The sequence below is a fragment of the Gordonia sp. NPDC003424 genome (assembly GCF_053588655.1).
Genome location: NZ_JBSFQJ010000004.1, coordinates 81899 through 100882, shown reverse-complemented (window position 1 = coordinate 100882; position 18984 = coordinate 81899). Strand labels below are relative to the sequence as shown.

21 protein-coding genes are annotated in these 18984 nt (G+C 68.5%); 14 read left to right on the top strand and 7 right to left on the bottom strand.

The annotated features are described in order from the left end of the window. The first annotated feature begins 5 nt into the window (after positions 1 to 5). The 8 genes from alr to groL all read left to right on the top strand — a co-directional run bounded on the left by alr (position 6) and on the right by groL (position 7185). A complete protein-coding gene (gene alr, locus ACWDTI_RS07905) occupies positions 6 to 1139 on the top strand; it encodes an alanine racemase (protein WP_449737512.1) in 1134 nt (377 codons plus the stop codon). Then, entirely contained in the window at positions 1132 to 2262 is a 1131-nt protein-coding gene (locus ACWDTI_RS07900; RefSeq protein WP_449737511.1) for an alpha/beta fold hydrolase, read from the top strand. Before alr ends, ACWDTI_RS07900 begins: the two co-directional genes overlap by 8 nt. Further along, entirely contained in the window at positions 2259 to 2714 is a 456-nt protein-coding gene (tsaE, locus tag ACWDTI_RS07895; protein ID WP_449737510.1) for a tRNA (adenosine(37)-N6)-threonylcarbamoyltransferase complex ATPase subunit type 1 TsaE, read from the top strand. Before ACWDTI_RS07900 ends, tsaE begins: the two co-directional genes overlap by 4 nt. After that, positions 2693 to 3403 (top strand): tRNA (adenosine(37)-N6)-threonylcarbamoyltransferase complex dimerization subunit type 1 TsaB, encoded by a 711-nt coding sequence (tsaB, locus tag ACWDTI_RS07890; protein WP_449737509.1) that lies wholly within the window; start codon positions 2693 to 2695, stop codon positions 3401 to 3403. The genes tsaE and tsaB overlap by 22 nt, the downstream gene beginning before the upstream one ends. Then, a complete protein-coding gene (gene rimI / locus ACWDTI_RS07885) occupies positions 3400 to 3933 on the top strand; it encodes a ribosomal protein S18-alanine N-acetyltransferase (RefSeq protein WP_449737508.1) in 534 nt (177 codons plus the stop codon). Before tsaB ends, rimI begins: the two co-directional genes overlap by 4 nt. Beyond that, positions 3930 to 4958 (top strand): tRNA (adenosine(37)-N6)-threonylcarbamoyltransferase complex transferase subunit TsaD, encoded by a 1029-nt coding sequence (tsaD, locus tag ACWDTI_RS07880; protein ID WP_449737507.1) that lies wholly within the window; start codon positions 3930 to 3932, stop codon positions 4956 to 4958. The genes rimI and tsaD overlap by 4 nt, the downstream gene beginning before the upstream one ends. Before the next feature lie 225 nt (positions 4959 to 5183). Continuing rightward, positions 5184 to 5483 (top strand): co-chaperone GroES, encoded by a 300-nt coding sequence (gene groES, locus ACWDTI_RS07875; protein ID WP_006334733.1) that lies wholly within the window; start codon positions 5184 to 5186, stop codon positions 5481 to 5483. 82 nt (positions 5484 to 5565) lie between these two features. Next, a complete protein-coding gene (groL, locus tag ACWDTI_RS07870; RefSeq protein ID WP_449737506.1) occupies positions 5566 to 7185 on the top strand; it encodes a chaperonin GroEL in 1620 nt (539 codons plus the stop codon). A gap of 125 nt (positions 7186 to 7310) precedes the next feature. On the opposite strand, the gene ACWDTI_RS07865 is transcribed toward groL, so the two are convergent. Continuing rightward, positions 7311 to 7607 (bottom strand): WhiB family transcriptional regulator, encoded by a 297-nt coding sequence (locus ACWDTI_RS07865; RefSeq protein WP_449737505.1) that lies wholly within the window; start codon positions 7605 to 7607, stop codon positions 7311 to 7313. 436 nt (positions 7608 to 8043) lie between these two features. Here ACWDTI_RS07865 and ACWDTI_RS07860 point away from each other — a divergent pair, with 436 nt between their 5' ends. From ACWDTI_RS07860 to ACWDTI_RS07850, 3 genes are all read left to right on the top strand, one after another. Then, entirely contained in the window at positions 8044 to 8814 is a 771-nt protein-coding gene (locus ACWDTI_RS07860) for a hypothetical protein (protein WP_449737504.1), read from the top strand. A gap of 110 nt (positions 8815 to 8924) precedes the next feature. Then, entirely contained in the window at positions 8925 to 9512 is a 588-nt protein-coding gene (locus ACWDTI_RS07855) for a sigma-70 family RNA polymerase sigma factor (protein ID WP_449737503.1), read from the top strand. Next, entirely contained in the window at positions 9496 to 10539 is a 1044-nt protein-coding gene (locus tag ACWDTI_RS07850; RefSeq protein WP_449737502.1) for an anti-sigma-D factor RsdA, read from the top strand. Before ACWDTI_RS07855 ends, ACWDTI_RS07850 begins: the two co-directional genes overlap by 17 nt. Positions 10540 to 10561: 22 nt before the next feature. Here the strand turns inward: ACWDTI_RS07850 and ACWDTI_RS07845 are convergent, their stop codons facing one another. Further along, positions 10562 to 10954: a DUF5319 domain-containing protein gene (locus tag ACWDTI_RS07845; protein WP_449737501.1), complete on the bottom strand. Its 393-nt coding sequence runs from the start codon at positions 10952 to 10954 to the stop codon at positions 10562 to 10564. A gap of 133 nt (positions 10955 to 11087) precedes the next feature. Between ACWDTI_RS07845 and guaB the strand changes: the two genes are divergently transcribed. Both guaB and ACWDTI_RS07835 read left to right on the top strand, forming a co-directional pair. Next, on the top strand, positions 11088 to 12599 hold the full coding sequence (guaB, locus tag ACWDTI_RS07840; RefSeq protein WP_449737500.1) for an IMP dehydrogenase: 1512 nt from the start codon (positions 11088 to 11090) through the stop codon (positions 12597 to 12599). Positions 12600 to 12654: 55 nt separating this feature from the next. Continuing rightward, positions 12655 to 13815 carry a GuaB3 family IMP dehydrogenase-related protein gene (locus ACWDTI_RS07835; protein WP_449737499.1) on the top strand — a complete coding sequence of 387 codons (1161 nt, stop codon included), beginning with the start codon at positions 12655 to 12657 and terminating at the stop codon, positions 13813 to 13815. Positions 13816 to 13824: 9 nt separating this feature from the next. On the opposite strand, the gene ACWDTI_RS07830 is transcribed toward ACWDTI_RS07835, so the two are convergent. The 3 genes from ACWDTI_RS07830 to ACWDTI_RS07820 are packed head-to-tail and all read right to left on the bottom strand — an operon-like array spanning position 13825 to position 15751. Beyond that, on the bottom strand, positions 13825 to 14427 hold the full coding sequence (locus tag ACWDTI_RS07830) for an energy-coupling factor transporter transmembrane component T family protein (protein WP_449737498.1): 603 nt from the start codon (positions 14425 to 14427) through the stop codon (positions 13825 to 13827). Then, positions 14424 to 15098 carry an energy-coupling factor ABC transporter ATP-binding protein gene (locus tag ACWDTI_RS07825; protein ID WP_449737497.1) on the bottom strand — a complete coding sequence of 225 codons (675 nt, stop codon included), beginning with the start codon at positions 15096 to 15098 and terminating at the stop codon, positions 14424 to 14426. Before ACWDTI_RS07825 ends, ACWDTI_RS07830 begins: the two co-directional genes overlap by 4 nt. 44 nt (positions 15099 to 15142) lie before the next feature. Beyond that, positions 15143 to 15751: a biotin transporter BioY gene (locus tag ACWDTI_RS07820; RefSeq protein WP_449737496.1), complete on the bottom strand. Its 609-nt coding sequence runs from the start codon at positions 15749 to 15751 to the stop codon at positions 15143 to 15145. Positions 15752 to 15829: 78 nt separating this feature from the next. On the opposite strand from ACWDTI_RS07820, the gene guaA reads away from it, so the two are divergent. Next, positions 15830 to 17410: a glutamine-hydrolyzing GMP synthase gene (gene guaA, locus ACWDTI_RS07815; RefSeq protein ID WP_449737495.1), complete on the top strand. Its 1581-nt coding sequence runs from the start codon at positions 15830 to 15832 to the stop codon at positions 17408 to 17410. 21 nt (positions 17411 to 17431) lie between these two features. Here the strand turns inward: guaA and ACWDTI_RS07810 are convergent, their stop codons facing one another. Further along, on the bottom strand, positions 17432 to 17647 hold the full coding sequence (locus ACWDTI_RS07810; protein ID WP_449737494.1) for a hypothetical protein: 216 nt from the start codon (positions 17645 to 17647) through the stop codon (positions 17432 to 17434). Further along, positions 17644 to 18954: a PspC domain-containing protein gene (locus ACWDTI_RS07805; protein WP_449737493.1), complete on the bottom strand. Its 1311-nt coding sequence runs from the start codon at positions 18952 to 18954 to the stop codon at positions 17644 to 17646. The genes ACWDTI_RS07810 and ACWDTI_RS07805 overlap by 4 nt, the downstream gene beginning before the upstream one ends. Positions 18955 to 18984 lie beyond the last annotated feature (30 nt).

Genomic DNA, 18984 nt, shown 5'->3' with positions numbered 1-18984 from the left:
CGACGATGACCTCATCTGCCCTGACCGCGACCATCGATCTCGATGCGATTGCGCACAACGTCGATATCGTGCGGACCGCTGCCGGAGTCGGTGTCCTCGCCGTCGTCAAAGCCGACGCCTATGGGCACGGCGCAGTTCCGGTCGCCCGCGCGGTCCTGGCCGCCGGCGCAACCGAACTCGGCGTGGCCCACATCACCGAGGCACTCTCGCTGCGGGCCGCCGGGATCACCGCTCACATCACGTCCTGGCTCCACCATCCCGACGCCGATTTCGGTGCGGCCATCGGCGCCGACATCGACGTCGCCCTGTCCTCGGCGCGTCAGCTCGACGCGGTGATCGCCGCCGCGACCGCACGCGGCACGACGGCGACGGTCACGGTCAAGGTGGACACCGGGCTCAACCGCAGCGGGGTGGCCGTCGACGAGTGGGCCGATTTCGCCGACCAGCTCGCCAAGGCGCGCGCGGACGGGGCCGTCACGGTCCGCGCCATCATGTGCCACCTCGCGCGCGGCGACGAACCCGACCACCCGCTCAACTCGGCACAGGCCGAGCGGCTCGATACCGCCGCCGCCGACCTGCGCCGTCTCGGTGCGCCCGCCGAGGTGATGCACATCGCCAATTCGCCTGCCGCGCTGACCCGTCCGGATCTCGCCCGCGACCTCGTGCGCCCCGGAATCGCGCTCTACGGACGTACGCCGATCCCCGAGCGCGGCGACTTCGGGCTGATCCCGGCGATGACCCTCACCGCGGGCGTGTCACTGGTGAAGAAACTGGCTGCCGGACAAGGTGTTTCCTACAGCCACACCTGGGTGTCGCCGATCGACACGACCATCGCCGTCATTCCCGCGGGGTATGCCGACGGGGTGCCGCGGTTGCTGTCCGGCAGCATCACCGCCCGGATCGGTGATCGGAGTTTCCCCGGGGTGGGACGAATCTGTATGGACCAGTTCGTGATCGACCTGGGGCCCGACGGCGGCGGGGTGCGCGAGGGGGACGTCGCCGAACTCTTCGGCACGGGCCGCGACGGTGGATCCACGGCCAAGGACTGGGCCGACGCGATCGGCACCATCGACTACGAGATCGTGTCCGGCATCGGGCAGCGTGCGATCCGGCGCTACATGGGTGGTGCGGGTGGATAGTTCCGAACGTGTCGGATGGCTGGCGGGCGTCACCGGTGTCGCCGCGCTCGGGGCGGTGGCCGCCGGGGGAGTGGCGCGGAACATGACCCGCCGCAGGATGGACGGACACATCGATCCGTTTGCCGGAGAAGACTTCACCACGATCTACGACGACGACGCGACGACCGTCACCACCGATGACGGACTGTCGCTGGCAGTCCGGACGGTCGTCACCGGACCCGACGGCGGCGACCACAGCCACCCGGAACTGACCGTCGTGTTCATCCATGGTTTCAGCCTGCGGATGGCGGCCTGGCACTTCCAGCGGTTTGGACTCGCGCGGCACTGGGCCGACCGGACCATCCGCATGGTCTTCTTCGACCATCGCGGGCACGGTCGCAGCGACGACGCACCCACCGACACGTGCACCATCGCGCAGCTCGCCGACGATGTCGCCGCGGTGATCCGGGCCGTCGTACCCACGGGACCACTTGTGCTGGTGGGGCATTCGATGGGCGGTATGGCGCTGATGGGGCTGGCTCGACGTCACCCCGCACTGTTCGGGCCCGACGGACAGGTCACCGGGGTCGCGCTCGTCGCGACCGCGAGCCGCGGCCTGACCGAGGCCGGACTCGGCGAGGGCCTGACAAATCCGGTGCTCGACGCGTTCCGGCTGTCGGTGCGCCATGCACCGACACTCGTGCAGGCCGGGCGTGGCATCACCCGCCAGGTTCTCGAACCGGTCCTGGTCGCGGCGAGTTTCGGACCCGACTTCCACAGTCCGTCGGCGGGCCGTGCCGTGGAGAAGATGATCCAGAACACCCCGATCCAGACGATCGTCAACTTTCTGCATGCCCTCGAGGACCACGACGAGTCCACCGCGTTACCGGTACTCGCCCAGGTTCCGTCGGTGGTCGTGTGCGGCAATCGGGATCGGCTGACCCCGCTGCCGAAATCCGTTCGCATGTATGGCGAACTGGGGGAGGACTCCCGTCTCGTGGTGGTGGAGGGGGCCGGGCACATGGTGCAGATGGAGCAACCCGACACGGTGACCGACGCGATCGCCGATCTGGTCGACCGGGCGCGTGCGGCGGCACCGCAACCGCGGCGTCGATGGTGGCGGAAGATGCGGAAGCGCACATGACGGATGCGTTGCAGACCAACGGATCCCGGGTGCTACCGGAGGTCGGGGACACCGAAGAGCTGGGACGTGAGCTCGCGGGTGTCCTGCGCGCCGGCGACCTGGTCATCCTCGATGGGCCGCTGGGCGCCGGGAAGACCGCGTTGGCACGGGGAATCGCCGCCGGGCTGGGGGTTGTCGGCCGGGTGTCGTCGCCGACCTTCATCATCGCGCGCGAGCATCGCGCCGGCGCCCCAGGGCGTCCGGGCATGATCCATGTCGACGCCTACCGACTCGGCGGCCTCGACGAACTCGACGCGCTCGACCTCGACAGCGACCTCGACCGGTCGGTGGTCGTGGTGGAGTGGGGCGAGGGCGTCGCCGAACGGCTCGCCGACCGGCATCTGCGGGTGCGGTTGCGCCGCGCCGACGACTCGGAAGTGCGTCGCGCCGAATGGGAATGGGTGGAATCGTGAAACGCGTACTGGCGATCGACACCGCCACGGATGCCGTGGTGACGGGGGTGGTGATCCTCGGCGACGGTGCGGAGACGATCGACACCGTGGCCGAGCGCACGGTGTCCGACGGCCGCCGCCACGCCGAGATCCTGACCACCCTGATCGGTGAGGTGCTCGCCGAATCCGGTACGGCGCGTAGCGATCTCGACGCCGTCGTGGTCGGCTGCGGACCCGGGCCGTTCACCGGACTGCGGGTCGGTATGGCGACCGGCGCCGCGTTCGGCGATGCGCTCGGACTGCCGGTCCACGGTGTGTGCTCGCTGGATGCCCTTGCGCGCCAAGCTCTGTGGATGACACCGTCGGCGACCTCGTTGCTGGTGGTGACCGACGCGCGGCGACGGGAGGTCTACTGGGCCCGCTACCTCGACGGCCGCCGGATGGGTGATCCGGCGGTGATCGCACCCGCGAATCTGGTCGAGGACCTCGCCGCCGAACCGATCGATCTCGTCGTCGGGTCGCCGGCACACGCGGAACTCTTCGCCCGTCCCGTCGGCGCGGTGACGACGCCCTCGGTGGGCGGCCTCGTCGCATCGGCCGCCGACGAATTGGCTGCCGGCGCAATGCCACATCCACTGGTACCGCTCTATCTCCGGCGCCCGGACGCCAAGGAGCCGACGAAACGCAAACGCGCCGAGGTGGGTCGATGACCGCCTCGGACGTGCTGATCGACGGGCTCGAGTACTCCGACATCGCGCGGTGTGCGGCGCTGGAGAAGGAGATGTTCGCCGATGACTCGCCATGGCCGGCGTCGGCGTTCCGGGCCGAACTCAACGCTCCGTACAACCGGTATTTCGCCGCCCGTGACCATCGGGCCGGGGAGGTCGTCGGCTATGCCGGGATCTCGATCCTCGGGACGCCCGGATCGTACGAGTGCGAGATCCACACCATCGCGGTGGCGCAGTCGCACCGCGGCCTCGGGTACGGACGCGCGTTGCTGGCGGCCATGCTCGAGGTCGCCGAGGTCTGTGCCGCCCCGGTGTTCCTCGAGGTGCGCACCGACAACGACGGCGCGATCGCGCTCTATGAGCGAAATGGTTTCGTGCGGGCAGGGATTCGCCGCAACTACTATCAGCCGTCGGGGGCCGACGCGTTCACCATGATCCGGCCGGCGCCGAACCGGGCGGCGGATCTGCCGACCGAACAGTCAACCGAGAACGCGCCGGGAGGGCCCACATGATCGTCATGGGTATCGAGAGCTCCTGCGACGAGACGGGTGTCGGGATCGTCGCCTGGGACGGGAATGCGGCCACGCTGCTCGCCGACGAGGTGGCCTCCAGCGTGGACGAGCACGCGCGGTTCGGCGGCGTGGTCCCCGAGATCGCGTCACGCGCGCACCTCGAGGCGATCGTGCCGACGATGCAGCGCGCGCGTGAGGCGGCCGGCATCGACCGGCCGGACGCGATCGCGGTGACGATCGGACCGGGCCTCGCCGGCGCATTGCTGGTCGGGGTGTCGGCGGCGAAGGCCTATGCGCTGGCATGGGACGTGCCGCTCTTCGCGATGAATCATCTCGGCGGGCACGTCGCGGTGGACACCCTTGAGCACGGCCCGATGCCCGAATGCGTGGCGTTGCTGGTCTCCGGCGGTCACACGCACCTGCTGCACGTCACCGACCTCGCCGATCCGATCGTCGAACTCGGCACCACCGTCGACGACGCGGCGGGCGAGGCGTTCGACAAGGTGGCGCGGCTGCTCGACCTCGGATTCCCGGGTGGGCCGGCACTCGATCGTGCCGCCGCCGACGGTGATCCGAGCGCCATCGCGTTCCCCCGCGGGATGACCGGGCCCCGTGACGCGCGGTACGACTTCTCCTTCAGCGGCCTCAAGACCGCCGTCGCGCGCTACGTCGAGAAGTGTGAACGAGAAGGCCGCGAGGTGCCGATCCCCGACGTCGCCGCCTCGTTCCAGGAGGCCGTGGCCGACGTGCTGACGCGCAAGGCGATCCGGGCCTGCACCGACCTCGACGTCGACACCCTCGTCCTCGGCGGCGGCGCGACCGCCAACTCGCGCATCCGGTCGCTGGCGCAGGAGCGGTGTGCGGCGGCCGGCATCACGCTGCGCGTGCCCAAGCCGCGGTTGTGCACCGACAACGGCGTGATGATCGCGACGCTCGGGGCGCACGTCATCGGTGGCGGCGCGGAACCGTCCCCGCTGACCGTGGCCACCGACCCCGGAATGTCGGTGCAGGTCAGCCAGCTCTGACCCGTCCGGCCCGGCCGTATTGCCGCCGTGTTCGCCGTCAGCGGATCACCGAACCGGGACTTTTGCAGCCTCCGCCCTTGAGTGCTGGCACTCTCGTGTATAGAGTGCTAGTGACACTGTCTGGGGCCTCGGCACCCGCGACGACGAGACCTCGGCCCAGCGTCACGAACGTGCAAATCGTTACACCGTTCAACGAACTCAGTACGAAAGTTGAGGACCCACATCGTGGCGAGCGTGAACATCAAGCCGCTTGAGGACAAGATCCTGGTGCAGGCCGTGGAGGCAGAGACGACCACCGCGTCCGGTCTGGTCATCCCGGACACCGCCAAGGAGAAGCCGCAAGAAGGCACCGTCATCGCAGTTGGCGAGGGCCGCGTGACCGAGCAGGGTAACCGCGTCCCGGTCGACGTCAAGGAAGGCGACACCGTCATCTACAGCAAGTACGGCGGCACCGAGATCAAGTACGCCGGCGAGGAGTACCTGATCCTCTCGGCCCGCGACGTCCTGGCCGTCATCGGCAAGTAGAGACTCGCGAACTCATCGCCGTTCCGCCCCGGTGCCCAGTGGGCGCCGGGGCGGATCTGTCTCCCCAGAGTGAAAGAGACCCATGCCCAAGAACATTGAATACGACGATGTGGCGCGGCGCGCGCTCGAGCGCGGCATCAACAAGCTCGCCGACACCGTCAAGGTCACCCTCGGCCCCCGCGGCCGCCACGTGGTGCTGGCGAAGTCCTTCGGCGGCCCCAACGTCACCAACGACGGTGTCACCATCGCCCGTGACATCGACCTGGAGGATCCGTCCGAGAATCTCGGTGCGCAACTGGTGAAGTCGGTCGCCACCAAGACCAACGACGTCGCCGGTGACGGCACCACCACTGCCACCGTGCTGGCCCAGGCCATGGTCACCACCGGCCTGCGCAACGTCGCGGCGGGTGCGAACCCGATCACGCTCGGCGCCGGCATCGGCAAGGCCGCCGACGCGATCAGCGACGAGTTGCTGCGCGTCGCCACCCCGGTCGACGGCGAGAAGGCGATCGCCCAGGTCGCGACCGTGTCGTCGCGCGACGAAGAGGTCGGCACCATGGTCGGCAAGGCGATGAACACCGTCGGCACCGACGGTGTCGTCACCGTCGAAGAAGGCTCCGGACTCAACACCGAACTCGAGATCACCGAGGGTGTGCAGTTCGACAAGGGATACCTGTCGCCGTACTTCATCACCGACGCCGACAACCAGGAAGCCGTGCTCGAGGACGCCCTCGTGCTGCTCTACCGCGACAAGATCAGCTCGCTGCCCGACTTCCTGCCCTTGCTGGAGAAGGTCGTGGGAGCCGGTAAGTCGCTGCTCATCATCGCCGAGGACGTCGAGGGCGAGCCGCTCTCGACGCTGGTCGTCAACTCGATCCGCAAGACGCTCAAGGCCGTCGCCGTGAAGGCGCCGTTCTTCGGTGACCGGCGCAAGGCCTTCCTCGAGGACCTGGCCGTGGTCACCGGCGGCACCGTCATCACCACCGACATCGGCCTGTCGCTGTCGAACGTCGAGCTCGATCAGCTCGGCACCGTGCGGCGCGCCGTGGTCACCAAGGACGCCACCACCCTGGTCGAGGGCGGAGGCACCCGCGAGGCGATCACCGAGCGGGCCGAGCAGCTGCGTCGGGAGATCGAGCAGAGCGACTCCGATTGGGACAAGGAGAAGCTCGCCGAGCGTCTGGCGAAGCTGGCCGGCGGCGTCGCGGTCATCCGCGTCGGCGCGGCGACCGAGACCGCGCTCAAGGAGCGCAAGCATCGCGTCGAGGACGCGGTCGCCGCAGCCAAGGCCGCGGTCGAGGAGGGCATCATCCCCGGTGGTGGGTCGGCGATCGTGCAGGCCGCCGTCGTGCTCGACAAGCTCGCGGCCGATCTGCCCGAGGAGGAGGCGCTCGGTGTGCGGGTGGTTCGCGACGCACTCGATGCGCCGCTGTACTGGATCGCCACGAATGCCGGCGTCGACGGCGCGGTCGTGGTCAATCGGGTCGCCGCCGCCGAGCGTGGGCACGGTTACAACGCCGCCACGCTCACCTACGGTGACCTGCTCGCCGACGGCATCATCGACCCGGTCAAGGTGACCCGCTCGGCGATCGTGAACGCCGCGTCGGTGGCCCGCATGGTGCTCACCACCGAGACCGCGGTGACCGACAAGCCGGAAGAGGCTGCTGCGGGCGGCCACGGCCACCACGGACACGCTCACTAGGCGGACACGCTCGGTAAGGCTGCCCGCCCGGCTCGACGACACACACCAATCGGGGGCACTGATCGGCAACGATCGGTGCCCCCGATGGCATGTTTTGGGTCAGACGAGCGGGTGGTCCGGTGTGCTCAGCTTGCGATGCGACGGCCGACGCCGCGCTTCATCAACATGCTGCGTTCGGATTCCGAGAGTCCCCCCCAGATCCCGTACGGTTCCGCCACCGCGAGCGCATGCTCGCGGCATTGGGCGATGACCGGGCACTGATGACACATTTCCTTGGCGCGACGCTCACGCTGGGCACGCGCGCGTCCGCGTTCGCCGTCCGGGTGGAAGAACATCGACGAGTCGACCCCTCGGCACAGGCCCTTCATTTGCCAGTCCCAGATGTCGGCGTTGGGTCCGGGGAGATGATTGGGCTGAGGCATGACAGCTGCTCCTTGTCTGCATGAGCACTCGTTTTCATCGGCGCACGCTCACAGTAGGCAAGCGGAAGAAATCGAGTCAATACCGCCAAATAGCCTTTGAACGATGGCGAAAATTCCATTGTTGTTAACGTGAGATTGTCTGATCGGATTGGCATACCATGTCCTTTCGGACAGGTGCATCCGCCCCCCGATTATGTCTGGACAATCTTCCTGACCTGGCAATTCTCTTGGAAGGCAGAGTGATTGGCGTTCATTCCTGTCGCGTGATCGGGTGCGGCGCGGAATGTGTCCACGTAACCTCGTGGACATATTCCGCTTATTTGTTCGTGACCTTCTGGGTGAATTAATGTTTGTGACGACAGGTTAAATTCATGCTAACTGCAACCTGTTACCGCTTTCGGAACCGTTCGGAAGGCGTGAGAAAATAGGGTCTGAAATGGGCAAATGGTCGGACGGGCGACTGGTCTGGCAGCAGGCCGTAGAACAGGGAGGTCTCGGTCACACCGCGGGTGCGACGGCCCGACTGGAGGCTCTCACCCGGCTCGGTCGTTTGGCCGGCGACGATTCGCTCGCATCCCTGGCTCTCTCGACACGCGCCTCACTGCTCCGGCAGGCGGGCCGTCACGCCGCCGCGAGCGCCCTCGACGGGCATGCCTTGTTGCTCGCCGGGCCTGTCCGCCGGCGCGCGTCGACGTGGCATCGGGCGGCCACACTCGATGCCCTCGTCGGTCTCGCGGCCGACGACCTCGGCCGGTTGCGCCTCGGTGCCGCCGCCCGATTGCTTCGTCGAGCCCGTGCTTTCCCCACGAACGGTGATGCGGAGTGGTTCGGCGATCGCCGCCCGTCCCTGCGCATCGAATGGGTGTCCGCGGAACTCGGTATGTATGCCGGCGACCCGGCCGCTGCCCTCGGGCACGCGCGGGCGGCGCTCGAGATCAGCGAGATCGACGGCACGCCCGAGCGGCACCGAGTGAAAACCCTGCTCATCGCCGCGGCGGCCGACGCGGCGGCCGGCAATGGTCGACTGGCGCGCAACCGGGCGACACAGGTGACGACCCGCGCCCGGGCCGCCGGTCTGCTGCCGCTCGAGTGGGCGTCATGGGCGCTGCGTGCGGGGCTGGACGGGGCAGACGACGAAACCCGGCGCCAACTCGCACAAACCCGGGCCGAACTGATCCGACGCGGGGTGCCGTTCGAGGCTGCGTGAGCCCCGGCACGGGTGGGGGTCCCCGGATTGTCTGCGGCCGTCAGTAAGGTTACTTGGGGGTACCGCACGCAACGACAAGCACACATGTAACACGGGGATCTCAACTGACGATGAAACTGACGGGTGCTGAGCTCGACGAGGTTGTCCGCGCCGCCAGGCAGGGTGACCGCGACGCGCTCGCGTCAGTTCTCGAAAGTGTGCAGGACCCGATTCTGCGCTACTGCCGAGGGCGGATTGGCGTCGGAGAACGACACTTGTTCTCTGCCGATGACATTGCGCAGGAGGTGTTGATGGCGGTGATGACCGCCGTGCCCCGGTATCAGGACCAGGGCAAGCCATTCATGGCCTTCGTCTACGGCATCGCTGCACACAAGGTGGCCGACGCGATGCGCGTCGCCGCCCGGGTCAAGTCGGACCCGGTCGAGGTCCTGCCGGAGACCGTCGTCGTGACCGGCGGCCCCGAACAGTCTGCCCTGGACGCGGATGCCAGCCGTCAGATGCGGGAGCTGTTGACGATCCTGCCGGAGAAGCAGCGTGAGGTGCTCATCCTGCGTCTCGTGGCCGGGCTGTCGGCGGAGGAGACCGCCGACGCGGTCGGCAGTACGGCCGGCGCGGTGCGTGTCGCTCAGCACCGGGCACTGGCAAAACTGAAAGACCAACTGCGAGAGGCAGGTGAGACCGATGAACGACGTGCATAACCCTTCCGGTGACGGCTGGGACCACACCGAGCCGATCGACATGACCGAGGTGCATGCCGACGACCAGTTCCTCGACTCGCTCGCCGCCGATCGTCCGGTCCCCACCAGGGACGCCGCCGAATATCAACTCGCCGAACTGCTCTCGAGCTGGCGGCACGAAGTCGTGGCGGCGCCCGCACCGGACATGCCGACCATCGACGACGTCGAGGCCGCGATCGCCGCGACCGAGCGGGCACGCCGCAGCCGTGGGGTCGCACGGCATCTGCGGATCATCTCCGGTGCGGCCGCGGTGGTCATCGTGGCCGGGGCGGGGCTCACGGTTCTCGCCGAGGGATCGTCCCCGGGCGACCCGCTCTGGGGCGTCAAGCGGGTGGTGTTCGCCGAGGAGGCCACACAGACGCAGGCGTCGATGGACGTGCAGGCGAATCTGGAGAAGGCGGAGGCCGCCGTCGCGGCCGGCGACATGTCCAAGGCCGCCGCACTCATCGCGAGCGCGCAGAACGATCTGCAGCCGGTTCGGGACACCGAAACCCGAAATCGGATGAACGAGTGGATGAAACGGTTGGCGGCCGATGCCGGCACCTCGTTGCCGCCGACGTCGGCCTCGACCTCGGCGACCGACACGACGTCCGCGGGCACCCCGCTCACGCCGCCTGCCGTCACCGGGCCGGCGACGCCGCCGCGTGATCTGCAGCGCTCAGGTGGCGACAATACGTCGACCACCGTGACCGTCTCGCCGCAGCCGCAGCCAGGTGGCGGTGACCAGGGAACCGGAACCGGGAATCCGGGTACCACCGAGCAGACCCCCCCACCGGTCACCAATCAGACTGTTCCGCAACCCGAGCCACCGGCGACGACCACGACCATTCCACCGGTGGAGCCGGCGACCACCGTGGTACCCGAGCCCACGACGGTGCCGACGGTACCGACGACCCAGCCGCTGCCACCCGTCCAGACGCAACCGACGGTACCGCTACCGACAACCACGACGGAGTTGTGGCCGTGGTGGTACGCACCGTTCCACTGACGGTTGGGGCAGATGGACGGGCTCAGCGCTCGTCGTCGAAGTGTGCGTGCGCGTCGGCGTATCCGCGGCAGTAGTCCCAGGTGACGTATGCGTCCGGGCGCGGATCGACGGCGGGTTCGTGTGGACGGACGGATCCGTCGATCAGCAGCTGCAACAGGTTGGCGCGCAGCATGTCCCAGTCGTGGTAGTGATCCTCTTGGCAGTCGTCGCAGACGACGACGAGTCCACGGACGCCTCGATGGCCCAGGAGGGCCTCGTAAACCGCGAGGTCAGCCAGGTCTTCTTCGACGGCCATCCGCTCGTTCTCGTCGAGAGGGATGCCCGGTTCCACCGAGTCGAGAGCGGCCGCCGGGTCGCCGCCGGGATCGTCGGCGAACGGGTCTGGCGGGAGGCCGGGTGGAAGGTGGTCACGCACACGTCCACGGTAGCCGATGAACCGGCTCTGATGCGGTGAGGACTCCACAGACCCGCCCGGCCTGTGTCCGGCAGTCCGACGGTCGGATCGAGGGTGAGCGTCGCCACTGCGGCGGTGCCGATACCATGGAGCGATGACGCACGTTCGCACCGGTGGAGATGACCCCGGCAAGGTCGCGATGCTCGGCCTCACCTTCGACGACGTCCTGCTGCTGCCTTCGGCCTCCGACGTCATCCCGAGCGATGCCGACACATCCTCGCGGGTCACCAAGAACATCACGTTGCGCGTCCCACTCGTCAGTTCCGCGATGGACACTGTCACCGAGTCGCGGATGGCGATAGCCATGGCCCGTGCCGGCGGCATGGGTGTGCTGCACCGCAATCTGTCGATCGAGGACCAGGCCGGCCAGGTCGAGACGGTGAAGCGTTCGGAGGCCGGGATGGTGACCGACCCGGTCACCTGTTCGCCGACCAACACCCTGGCCGAGGTCGACGGGATGTGTGCCCGCTATCGCATCTCCGGGCTGCCCGTCGTCGACGAACGCGGTGAACTCGTCGGCATCATCACCAACCGTGACATGCGGTTCGAGGTGGATCAGTCGCGCCCGGTGTCCGAGGTCATGACCAAGTCGCCGCTGATCACCGCGCAGGAGGGGGTGTCCGCCGAGGCGGCCCTGGGACTGTTGCGCCGCAACAAGATCGAGAAGCTGCCGATCGTCGACGGCAACGGCCGGCTGACCGGGCTGATCACGGTCAAGGATTTCGTCAAGACCGAGCAGCATCCGCTGGCGACCAAGGACGCCGACGGCCGCCTGCTCGTCGGGGCCGCCGTGGGAACCGGTGACCCACAGTGGGATCGCGCGATGGCGCTGGCCGACGCCGGTGCCGACGTCATCATCGTCGACACCGCGCACGCGCACAACCGGCTCGTGCTGGACATGGTGGCGAAGCTGAAAGCCGAAGTGGGAGAGCGGGTTCAGGTCGTCGGCGGCAATGTCGCCACCCGGGAGGCAGCGCTCGCGCTGGTGGAGGCCGGTGCGGACGCGGTGAAGGTCGGTGTGGGCCCGGGGTCCATCTGCACGACCCGCGTCGTCGCCGGGGTCGGCGCACCGCAGATCACCGCGATCCTCGAGGCCGTCGCGGTGTGCAAGTCGCACGACGTCCCGGTCATCGCCGACGGTGGATTGCAGTATTCCGGGGACATCGCCAAAGCGCTCGCCGCCGGTGCGTCGACCGCGATGCTGGGGTCGCTGCTGGCCGGCACCGCGGAGGCCCCCGGCGATCTGATCCTGGTGAACGGCAAGCAGTTCAAGAGCTATCGCGGCATGGGCTCGCTCGGGGCGATGCAGGGTCGCGGGCAGGGCAAGTCGTACTCCAAGGACCGGTACTTCCAGGACGATGTCCTCAAGGAGGAGAAGCTGGTTCCGGAGGGTATCGAGGGGCGGGTGCCGTTCCGCGGGCCGCTCGGCCAGGTGATCCACCAACTCGTCGGCGGACTCCGCGCCGCGATGGGGTACACCGGTGCGTCGACGATCGCCGACCTGCAGAACGCCCGATTCGTGCAGATCACCGCGGCCGGACTCAAGGAGTCGCACCCGCACGACATCACGCTGACCGCCGAGGCGCCCAACTACTATTCCCGCTGACACCGGACGCTGGGTCCGGTGCGAAAGTTCAGCTCGCGTATAGAAAGGCGCAACGGTGCGTGACGACGTGGAAATCGGTATGGGGCGCATCGCGCGCCGCACCTACGAACTCGAGGACATCAGTATCGTCCCGTCCCGGCGGACACGGTCGTCCAAGGACGTCTCGACCGACTGGCAGATCGATGCGTACCGGTTCACCTCACCGATTCTCAGCCACCCGACCGACGCGCTCGTCTCGCCCGAGATGGCGATCGAGCTCGGCAAACTCGGTGCGCTCGGTGTCATCAACGGCGAAGGTCTGTGGGCGCGCCACCGCGACGTCGACGCCAAGATCGACGAGCTGATCACGGTCGCGACACAGAGTGCCGATCCGTTCGCGCCGATTCGTCATCTCCAGCAACTGCATTCGGCTCCTTTGGACACCGGACTGTTGCGGGAGGCGATCTCCACCGTCCGTGACGCCGGGGTGACCACCGCGGTCCGGGTGAGCCCGCAGCACGCGCTGGAACTGACGCCGGCTCTGCTCGAGGCCGGCGTGGAAATCCTTGTCGTGCACGGCACGATCATCTCGGCCGAGCATGTGGAACAGGCGGATCCGATGGGCGGTGCCGCGCGGGAACCGCTCAACCTCAAGACCTTCATCGCGGACCTGGACATCCCGGTCATCGCCGGCGGCGTCCACGATCACCGAACGGCCTTGCATCTCATGCGGACCGGTGCGGCCGGTGTCATCGTCGGCTACGGCTCGGCGACCGGCGCCACCACCACCGGCGAGGTGCTCGGCATCGGGGTGCCGATGGCCACCGCGATCGCCGACGCGGCCGCCGCACGCCGCGATTACCTCGACGAGACCGGTGGGCGGTATGTCCACGTGATCGCCGACGGCGACATCCACACGTCGGGTGACCTCGCGAAGGCGATCGCGTGTGGCGCCGATGCCGCCGTGCTCGGGACCCCGCTGGCCGCGTCGGCCGAGGCGCCCGGCCGGGGCTGGTACTGGCCGTCGGCGACCGCCCACCCCGACACCCCGCGCGGTGCGCTGCTCCAGGTGGCCACCGCCGACGACCGGCCGAGCCTCGCGTGCGTGCTGAACGGGCCGTCGCAGGATCCGTTCGGCGAGCTGAATCTCGTTGGTGCGCTGCGCCGGTCGATGGCGAAAGCCGGGTACAGCGACCTCAAGGAGTTCCAGAAGGTCGGCCTGTCGCTGCGGGTGTGAGCCGGCGCGTCAGTCCAGTCCGCGCGCGATCATCGTGTCGGCGAATCCGTCGGCCATCCGCAGGGCCTCGATGACGATGGGCGCCACCAGAATCCGTGCGCCGGGCCGTAGTCCGCGAGCCTGACGTGCCTCGTCGACCTGGCCGACCACCTCCACCATGAGGGGAATCGACCGGATCGCCAGCGCCAGCGTGAGGGCGACCTGGTCGGTGCGAATCCCCAAACGCCGCAACGGTGTCAGCGTACGCATCAGGGCGTCGAGCATGTCGGTCGTGCGTGTGGTCAACGAGACCGCGGCGGCCAGTGCCACCGAGGTGGCCAGGACGCCGCAGACCACCAGCGCGCGTTGCCAATCGGTGAAGATCACCTGGAAGACGAAGATGAACACCAGGACCCAGGTCATCGGCTTCAGTTGTCGCCACGCCTCGCGCGGCCCGATGCCGGCGACCGCGTAGACCGCGGCCACCCCGATCACCGTCACCCCCAACGACAGTGGCGTCCGGACGAACAGTCCGATGACCAGAATGGCGACGGCCAGCGCCACGAGCTTGACCCCGGCCGGAACCCGATGCAGCAGCGAGGTTCCCGGCCGGTAGACACCGAGGGTCGTCATGACATCAGCGCGCGGTAGGCGGCCACGGCCGGGCCGGGGGAGTCGTCGGCGACGACCCGGCCCTCGTCGAGCACGATGACCCGGTCGAAGTCGGCGACCATGTCGAGGTCATGGGTGAGCACCACGAGTTGTTCGTCGAGCGTGGCGAACACGTCGCGGAGCATCGACGCGTTGCGCAGGTCCAGCAGGGTGGTCGGCTCGTCGGCGACGAGCACACCCGGGCCGGTCACCATCACCGACGCCAACGCCAACAGCTGCTTCTGCCCGCCGGAGAGCCGATGCGCCGGATGGTCGGCGTGGCCGGCGAGCCCGAACTGGTCGAGCACCGCGCTCACCCGCCGGGCGCGGTCGGCGCGATCGGAGATGGTGCGCCGCAACGAGAGATCGATGTCCTCGGACACCGTCGGCATGATGATCTGCCGATCCGGATCGCTGAAGATGAATCCCACCTCCCGGCGGACCCGCCGTTTCTCCCGAGCCGCGTCGATCCCGTTGACACACACCGTCCCCCGGTCGGGGACGACCAGGGCGTTGATCATTCGTGCCAAAGTCGACTTGCCGCTGCCGTTCGCGCCGATGATCCCGATGCGCCGCTCGGGCAGTTCGAGGGTGATGTCGCGGAGCACGACACGATCCCCGAAAGTGTGCCCGACGTCACGGAACTCGATCATCAGCGGAACTCGGTCATCAGCGGAACTCGATCAATGCCGCGCGGTCATGCCGCCCGGCGCCATCGCATCGGGGTGATCAGCCCCGGGTAGGCGCGATGGACCTGTGATGCGACGAGTGCGGCGACGACCGCCTTCGCGATGTCGCCGGGGATGTAGATGCCGTTGGTGGAGATCGCGGCCCACAGCGACAGGTCGGTGCGCAGCAGCAGGCCGATGATGCCGCACGCATAGAGCACCACCATGCCGCCGAGGATGTTCACGACGATGCCCCAGAGGATTCGATACCGCGGCATCATCAGCGCGGTCCCCACTCCGATGACGATCACGGCGGGCAGGAACCCCACGAAGAACCCGGCGGTGGGTGAGGCGAGCGAGACCAGACCGCTGCGCCCGCCGGCGAGGATGGGGAGACCCGCGATCGCCAGCGCCGCGAAGATGAGCACCGCGAGGGTTCCCTTGCGCGGTCCGACGATAGATCCGGCCAGCATCACACCGAGTGTCTGCAGCGTGATCGGCACACCCGACGACCCGATGGTGATGGTGCCCGGCAGACCGAGTGCCGCGATGAGCGCCGCGAACACCGCCGCTTGTGTCAGATCGGTCACCGAGAAGGCGAACCGCCGGGACGAGGGCGTGTCGGTACTCGAGGACATGGCTTGCATTATGGCTGCCGGGCGCGCACGCCCCGACCGCCGGGCCACCGTTGACCCGCACCACTTACACTCGCTCAGGTGACCGATTCTTCCGCAGGGGTTCCACGTCCGGTTCTGGTGATCGATTTCGGCGCACAGTATGCCCAGCTCATCGCCCGTCGGGTCCGTGAGGCCCGCATCTACTCCGAGGTGATCGCGCATGACGCGCCGCTCGCGGAATTCCGGGCGCGCAACCCGGTGGCGCTGATCCTCTCCGGCGGTCCCGCATCGGTCTACGCCGACGACGCCCCCGCGCTCGACCCCGGTGTGTTCGACCTCGACGTCCCGGTGTTCGGGATCTGCTACGGCTTCCAGGCGATGGCGAGGGCACTCGGCGGCGAGGTCGCCAACACCGGTGGGCGAGAGTTCGGTCGAACCACGTTGTCGCTCAACGGGAACGGCATCCTGCATCAGGGTCTCACCGACACCCAGCCGGTGTGGATGAGTCACAACGACGCGGTCCAGGTGGCACCGGAGGGGTTCACGGTGACCGGGTCGACGCCCGGCGCCCCGGTGGCCGCCTTCGAGTGCGTCGAGCGCCAGATGGCCGGGGTGCAGTATCACCCGGAGGTGCTCCACACGCCGCACGGTCAGCAGGTGCTCACCCGGTTCCTGTACGAGATCGCCGGGCTGGAGGCCGACTGGACACCCGCCAACATCGCCGACCAGCTGATCGACGCCGTCGCCGACCAGATCGGTGGCGGACTCGCGATCTGCGGGCTGTCGGGTGGTGTCGACTCGGCCGTCGCGGCCGCGCTCGTGCAACGGGCCATCGGTGACCGGCTGACCTGCGTGTTCGTCGATCACGGACTGTTGCGTGCCGGTGAACGTGAGCAGGTGCAACATGACTTCGTCAGTGCCACCGGCGCGCGACTGGTGACCGTCGACGCCGCGGGCACGTTCCTGGCTGAACTGTCCGGGGTGAGCGATCCGGAGACCAAACGCAAGATCATCGGCCGTGAGTTCATCCGCTCCTTCGAGGGTGCGGTCACCGATGTTCTCGGCGATCGGGCAGAGCACGGCGACGCCGTCGAGTTCCTGGTGCAGGGCACCCTGTACCCGGATGTCGTCGAATCGGGTGGCGGCAGCGGCACCGCGAACATCAAGAGCCACCACAACGTCGGCGGACTGCCCGACGACCTCGAGTTCTCCCTGGTGGAGCCGCTGCGCCTGCTGTTCAAGGACGAGGTCCGGGCGGTCGGCCGCGAACTCGGCCTGCCCGAGGAGATCGTCGCCCGGCAGCCGTTCCCTGGGCCGGGCCTGGCCATCCGCATCGTCGGCGAGGTGACCGCCGACCGCCTGGACCTGTTGCGCAAGGCCGATCTGATCGCCCGGGAGGAACTCACCGCGGCCGGCCTCGACAACCAGATCTGGCAGTGTCCGGTGGTGCTGCTCGGCGACGTCCGCAGTGTCGGCGTGCAGGGAGACGGCCGGACGTACGGACATCCGATCGTGCTGCGGCCGGTGTCGAGCGAGGACGCGATGACCGCGGACTGGACCCGCGTGCCATACGAGGTGCTCGAGGTGATCTCGACCCGCATCACCAACGAGGTGCCCGAGGTGAACCGTGTGGTGCTCGACGTGACGAGCAAGCCGCCGGGCACCATCGAGTGGGAGTGACGCCCACGCTCTGACGCCACCTCAGCGTCGTGATGACCGTGCGCCGGTGACGATCAGGATCAGGCCGATCGACAGCCCGGCCGCCACCGCGATCCAGCCGAGCGAGGCGGCGTCGGGGAGGTCGGGGCCTCCCGCGATGCCCCAGCCCGCCACCAGCAGAGCCGCCACGCCGAGCAGGACGAGACCGGGGGCCCGGTGGCGGGTATCGCCGCGTTCGATGTCGGTGGGGTCGTTCATCGGGTCACCTCCACCTTTCCCGCGGTGCTGGTCGCGTTGATCGTCAGCACCGGACCGTCGGTGCCGTCGCCGCCACCGGACAATCCCTCGGGACAGGTGTAGTCGCCGACGGTGGTGTTGCAGTGCGCACGGATGTTCATGTCCGGCGGCACCAGGACATGGATCTCACCGACACCGCTGCGCAGGTCGACGGTGCGGTCGGCGGTCAGGTCGACGTCGCTCAGATCGAGGGTCATCTTGCCCACCGTCAAGGTGTACTCGGGTTTGATATCGTTCTCGCTCAACGGTTTCCACACACGTTCACCCGCTCCGCCGGGTGGCGGGCCGTCGAAATGGGTCGCGGCCGTAGTGGCGATCACCGCAGCGGCCAACACCAGGGCGAGCGGGACCAGACCGGTGCTGTGGCCGCCGGAGCGGCGGCGGCGCAATCCCGCGAGGATCAGGCCGCCGGCGACCACCGCGAGCGACAGCGACAGGATGCGGGCTGGGGTGAACCAGTCGGCGCCGGCCTCGTGCGCCGCAGCTCCCGCCGCGGCCACCACCACCGCGACGCCGAGGACGATGAGGGTCAACGGCGACCGTCGTTCGGGTCGGCCGGCGGGGACGTCGGTGGGTGTGGGTTCGGGCAGATCCCAGGCGAATTGGGCTGCGCCCAGTGGATCCCAGGCCGGGGGCGTGCGCTGCGCGTAGTCGGTGGGCTGTCCCGGCGTGGGCGTCGCGCCGGCGGAGGTCGTGGAGAAGCGTTGTGCCGCCGGTTGTTCGGCAGCCGGTGGGGGCCACGTCATGCCGCGCGGGGTCCATCGTCGCAGATCGGCGTCGCCGTACGTCGACGGCTGTGCCGGCGGTGTGCGGGTGTCGGCGCTCGTGCCGGGAGGCGGTTCGGGCGTGCGTTGATAGAGCAGCCACCACCCCAAGAGCATCAGCGCGGCACCGACCAGACCGCCGGAACTCCATGTGCTGTTGGGTCCGAACGACGTCACCAGGATGATCCCCAGCACGATCAACAACACGAGTTTCCCGTTGCGGTGCGGCCGGTTTCCGGGTCCGCGGTGTGGGGCCGACGGCCCGCCGAACATCGGTCCCACCTCGTCGGAGTGGTCCTGGCTCGGCAATGCGACCCAGGCCGCGATGTAGAGCACCAGACCGCTGCCGCCGAACAGCGTCGCCACGACGAAGGCGACCTTCACCAGCGTGGGGTCCACGCGATAGCGCGCACCGATGCCGGCGCAGACACCGGCGATGGTGCGTCCGGCGTTCGGCCGGATCGGCCGTGTCGCCCACATCCCTTCGAGCTGCTTCGTGTCCATGCAGCCATCGTGACGCGCGACGAGGGCCCA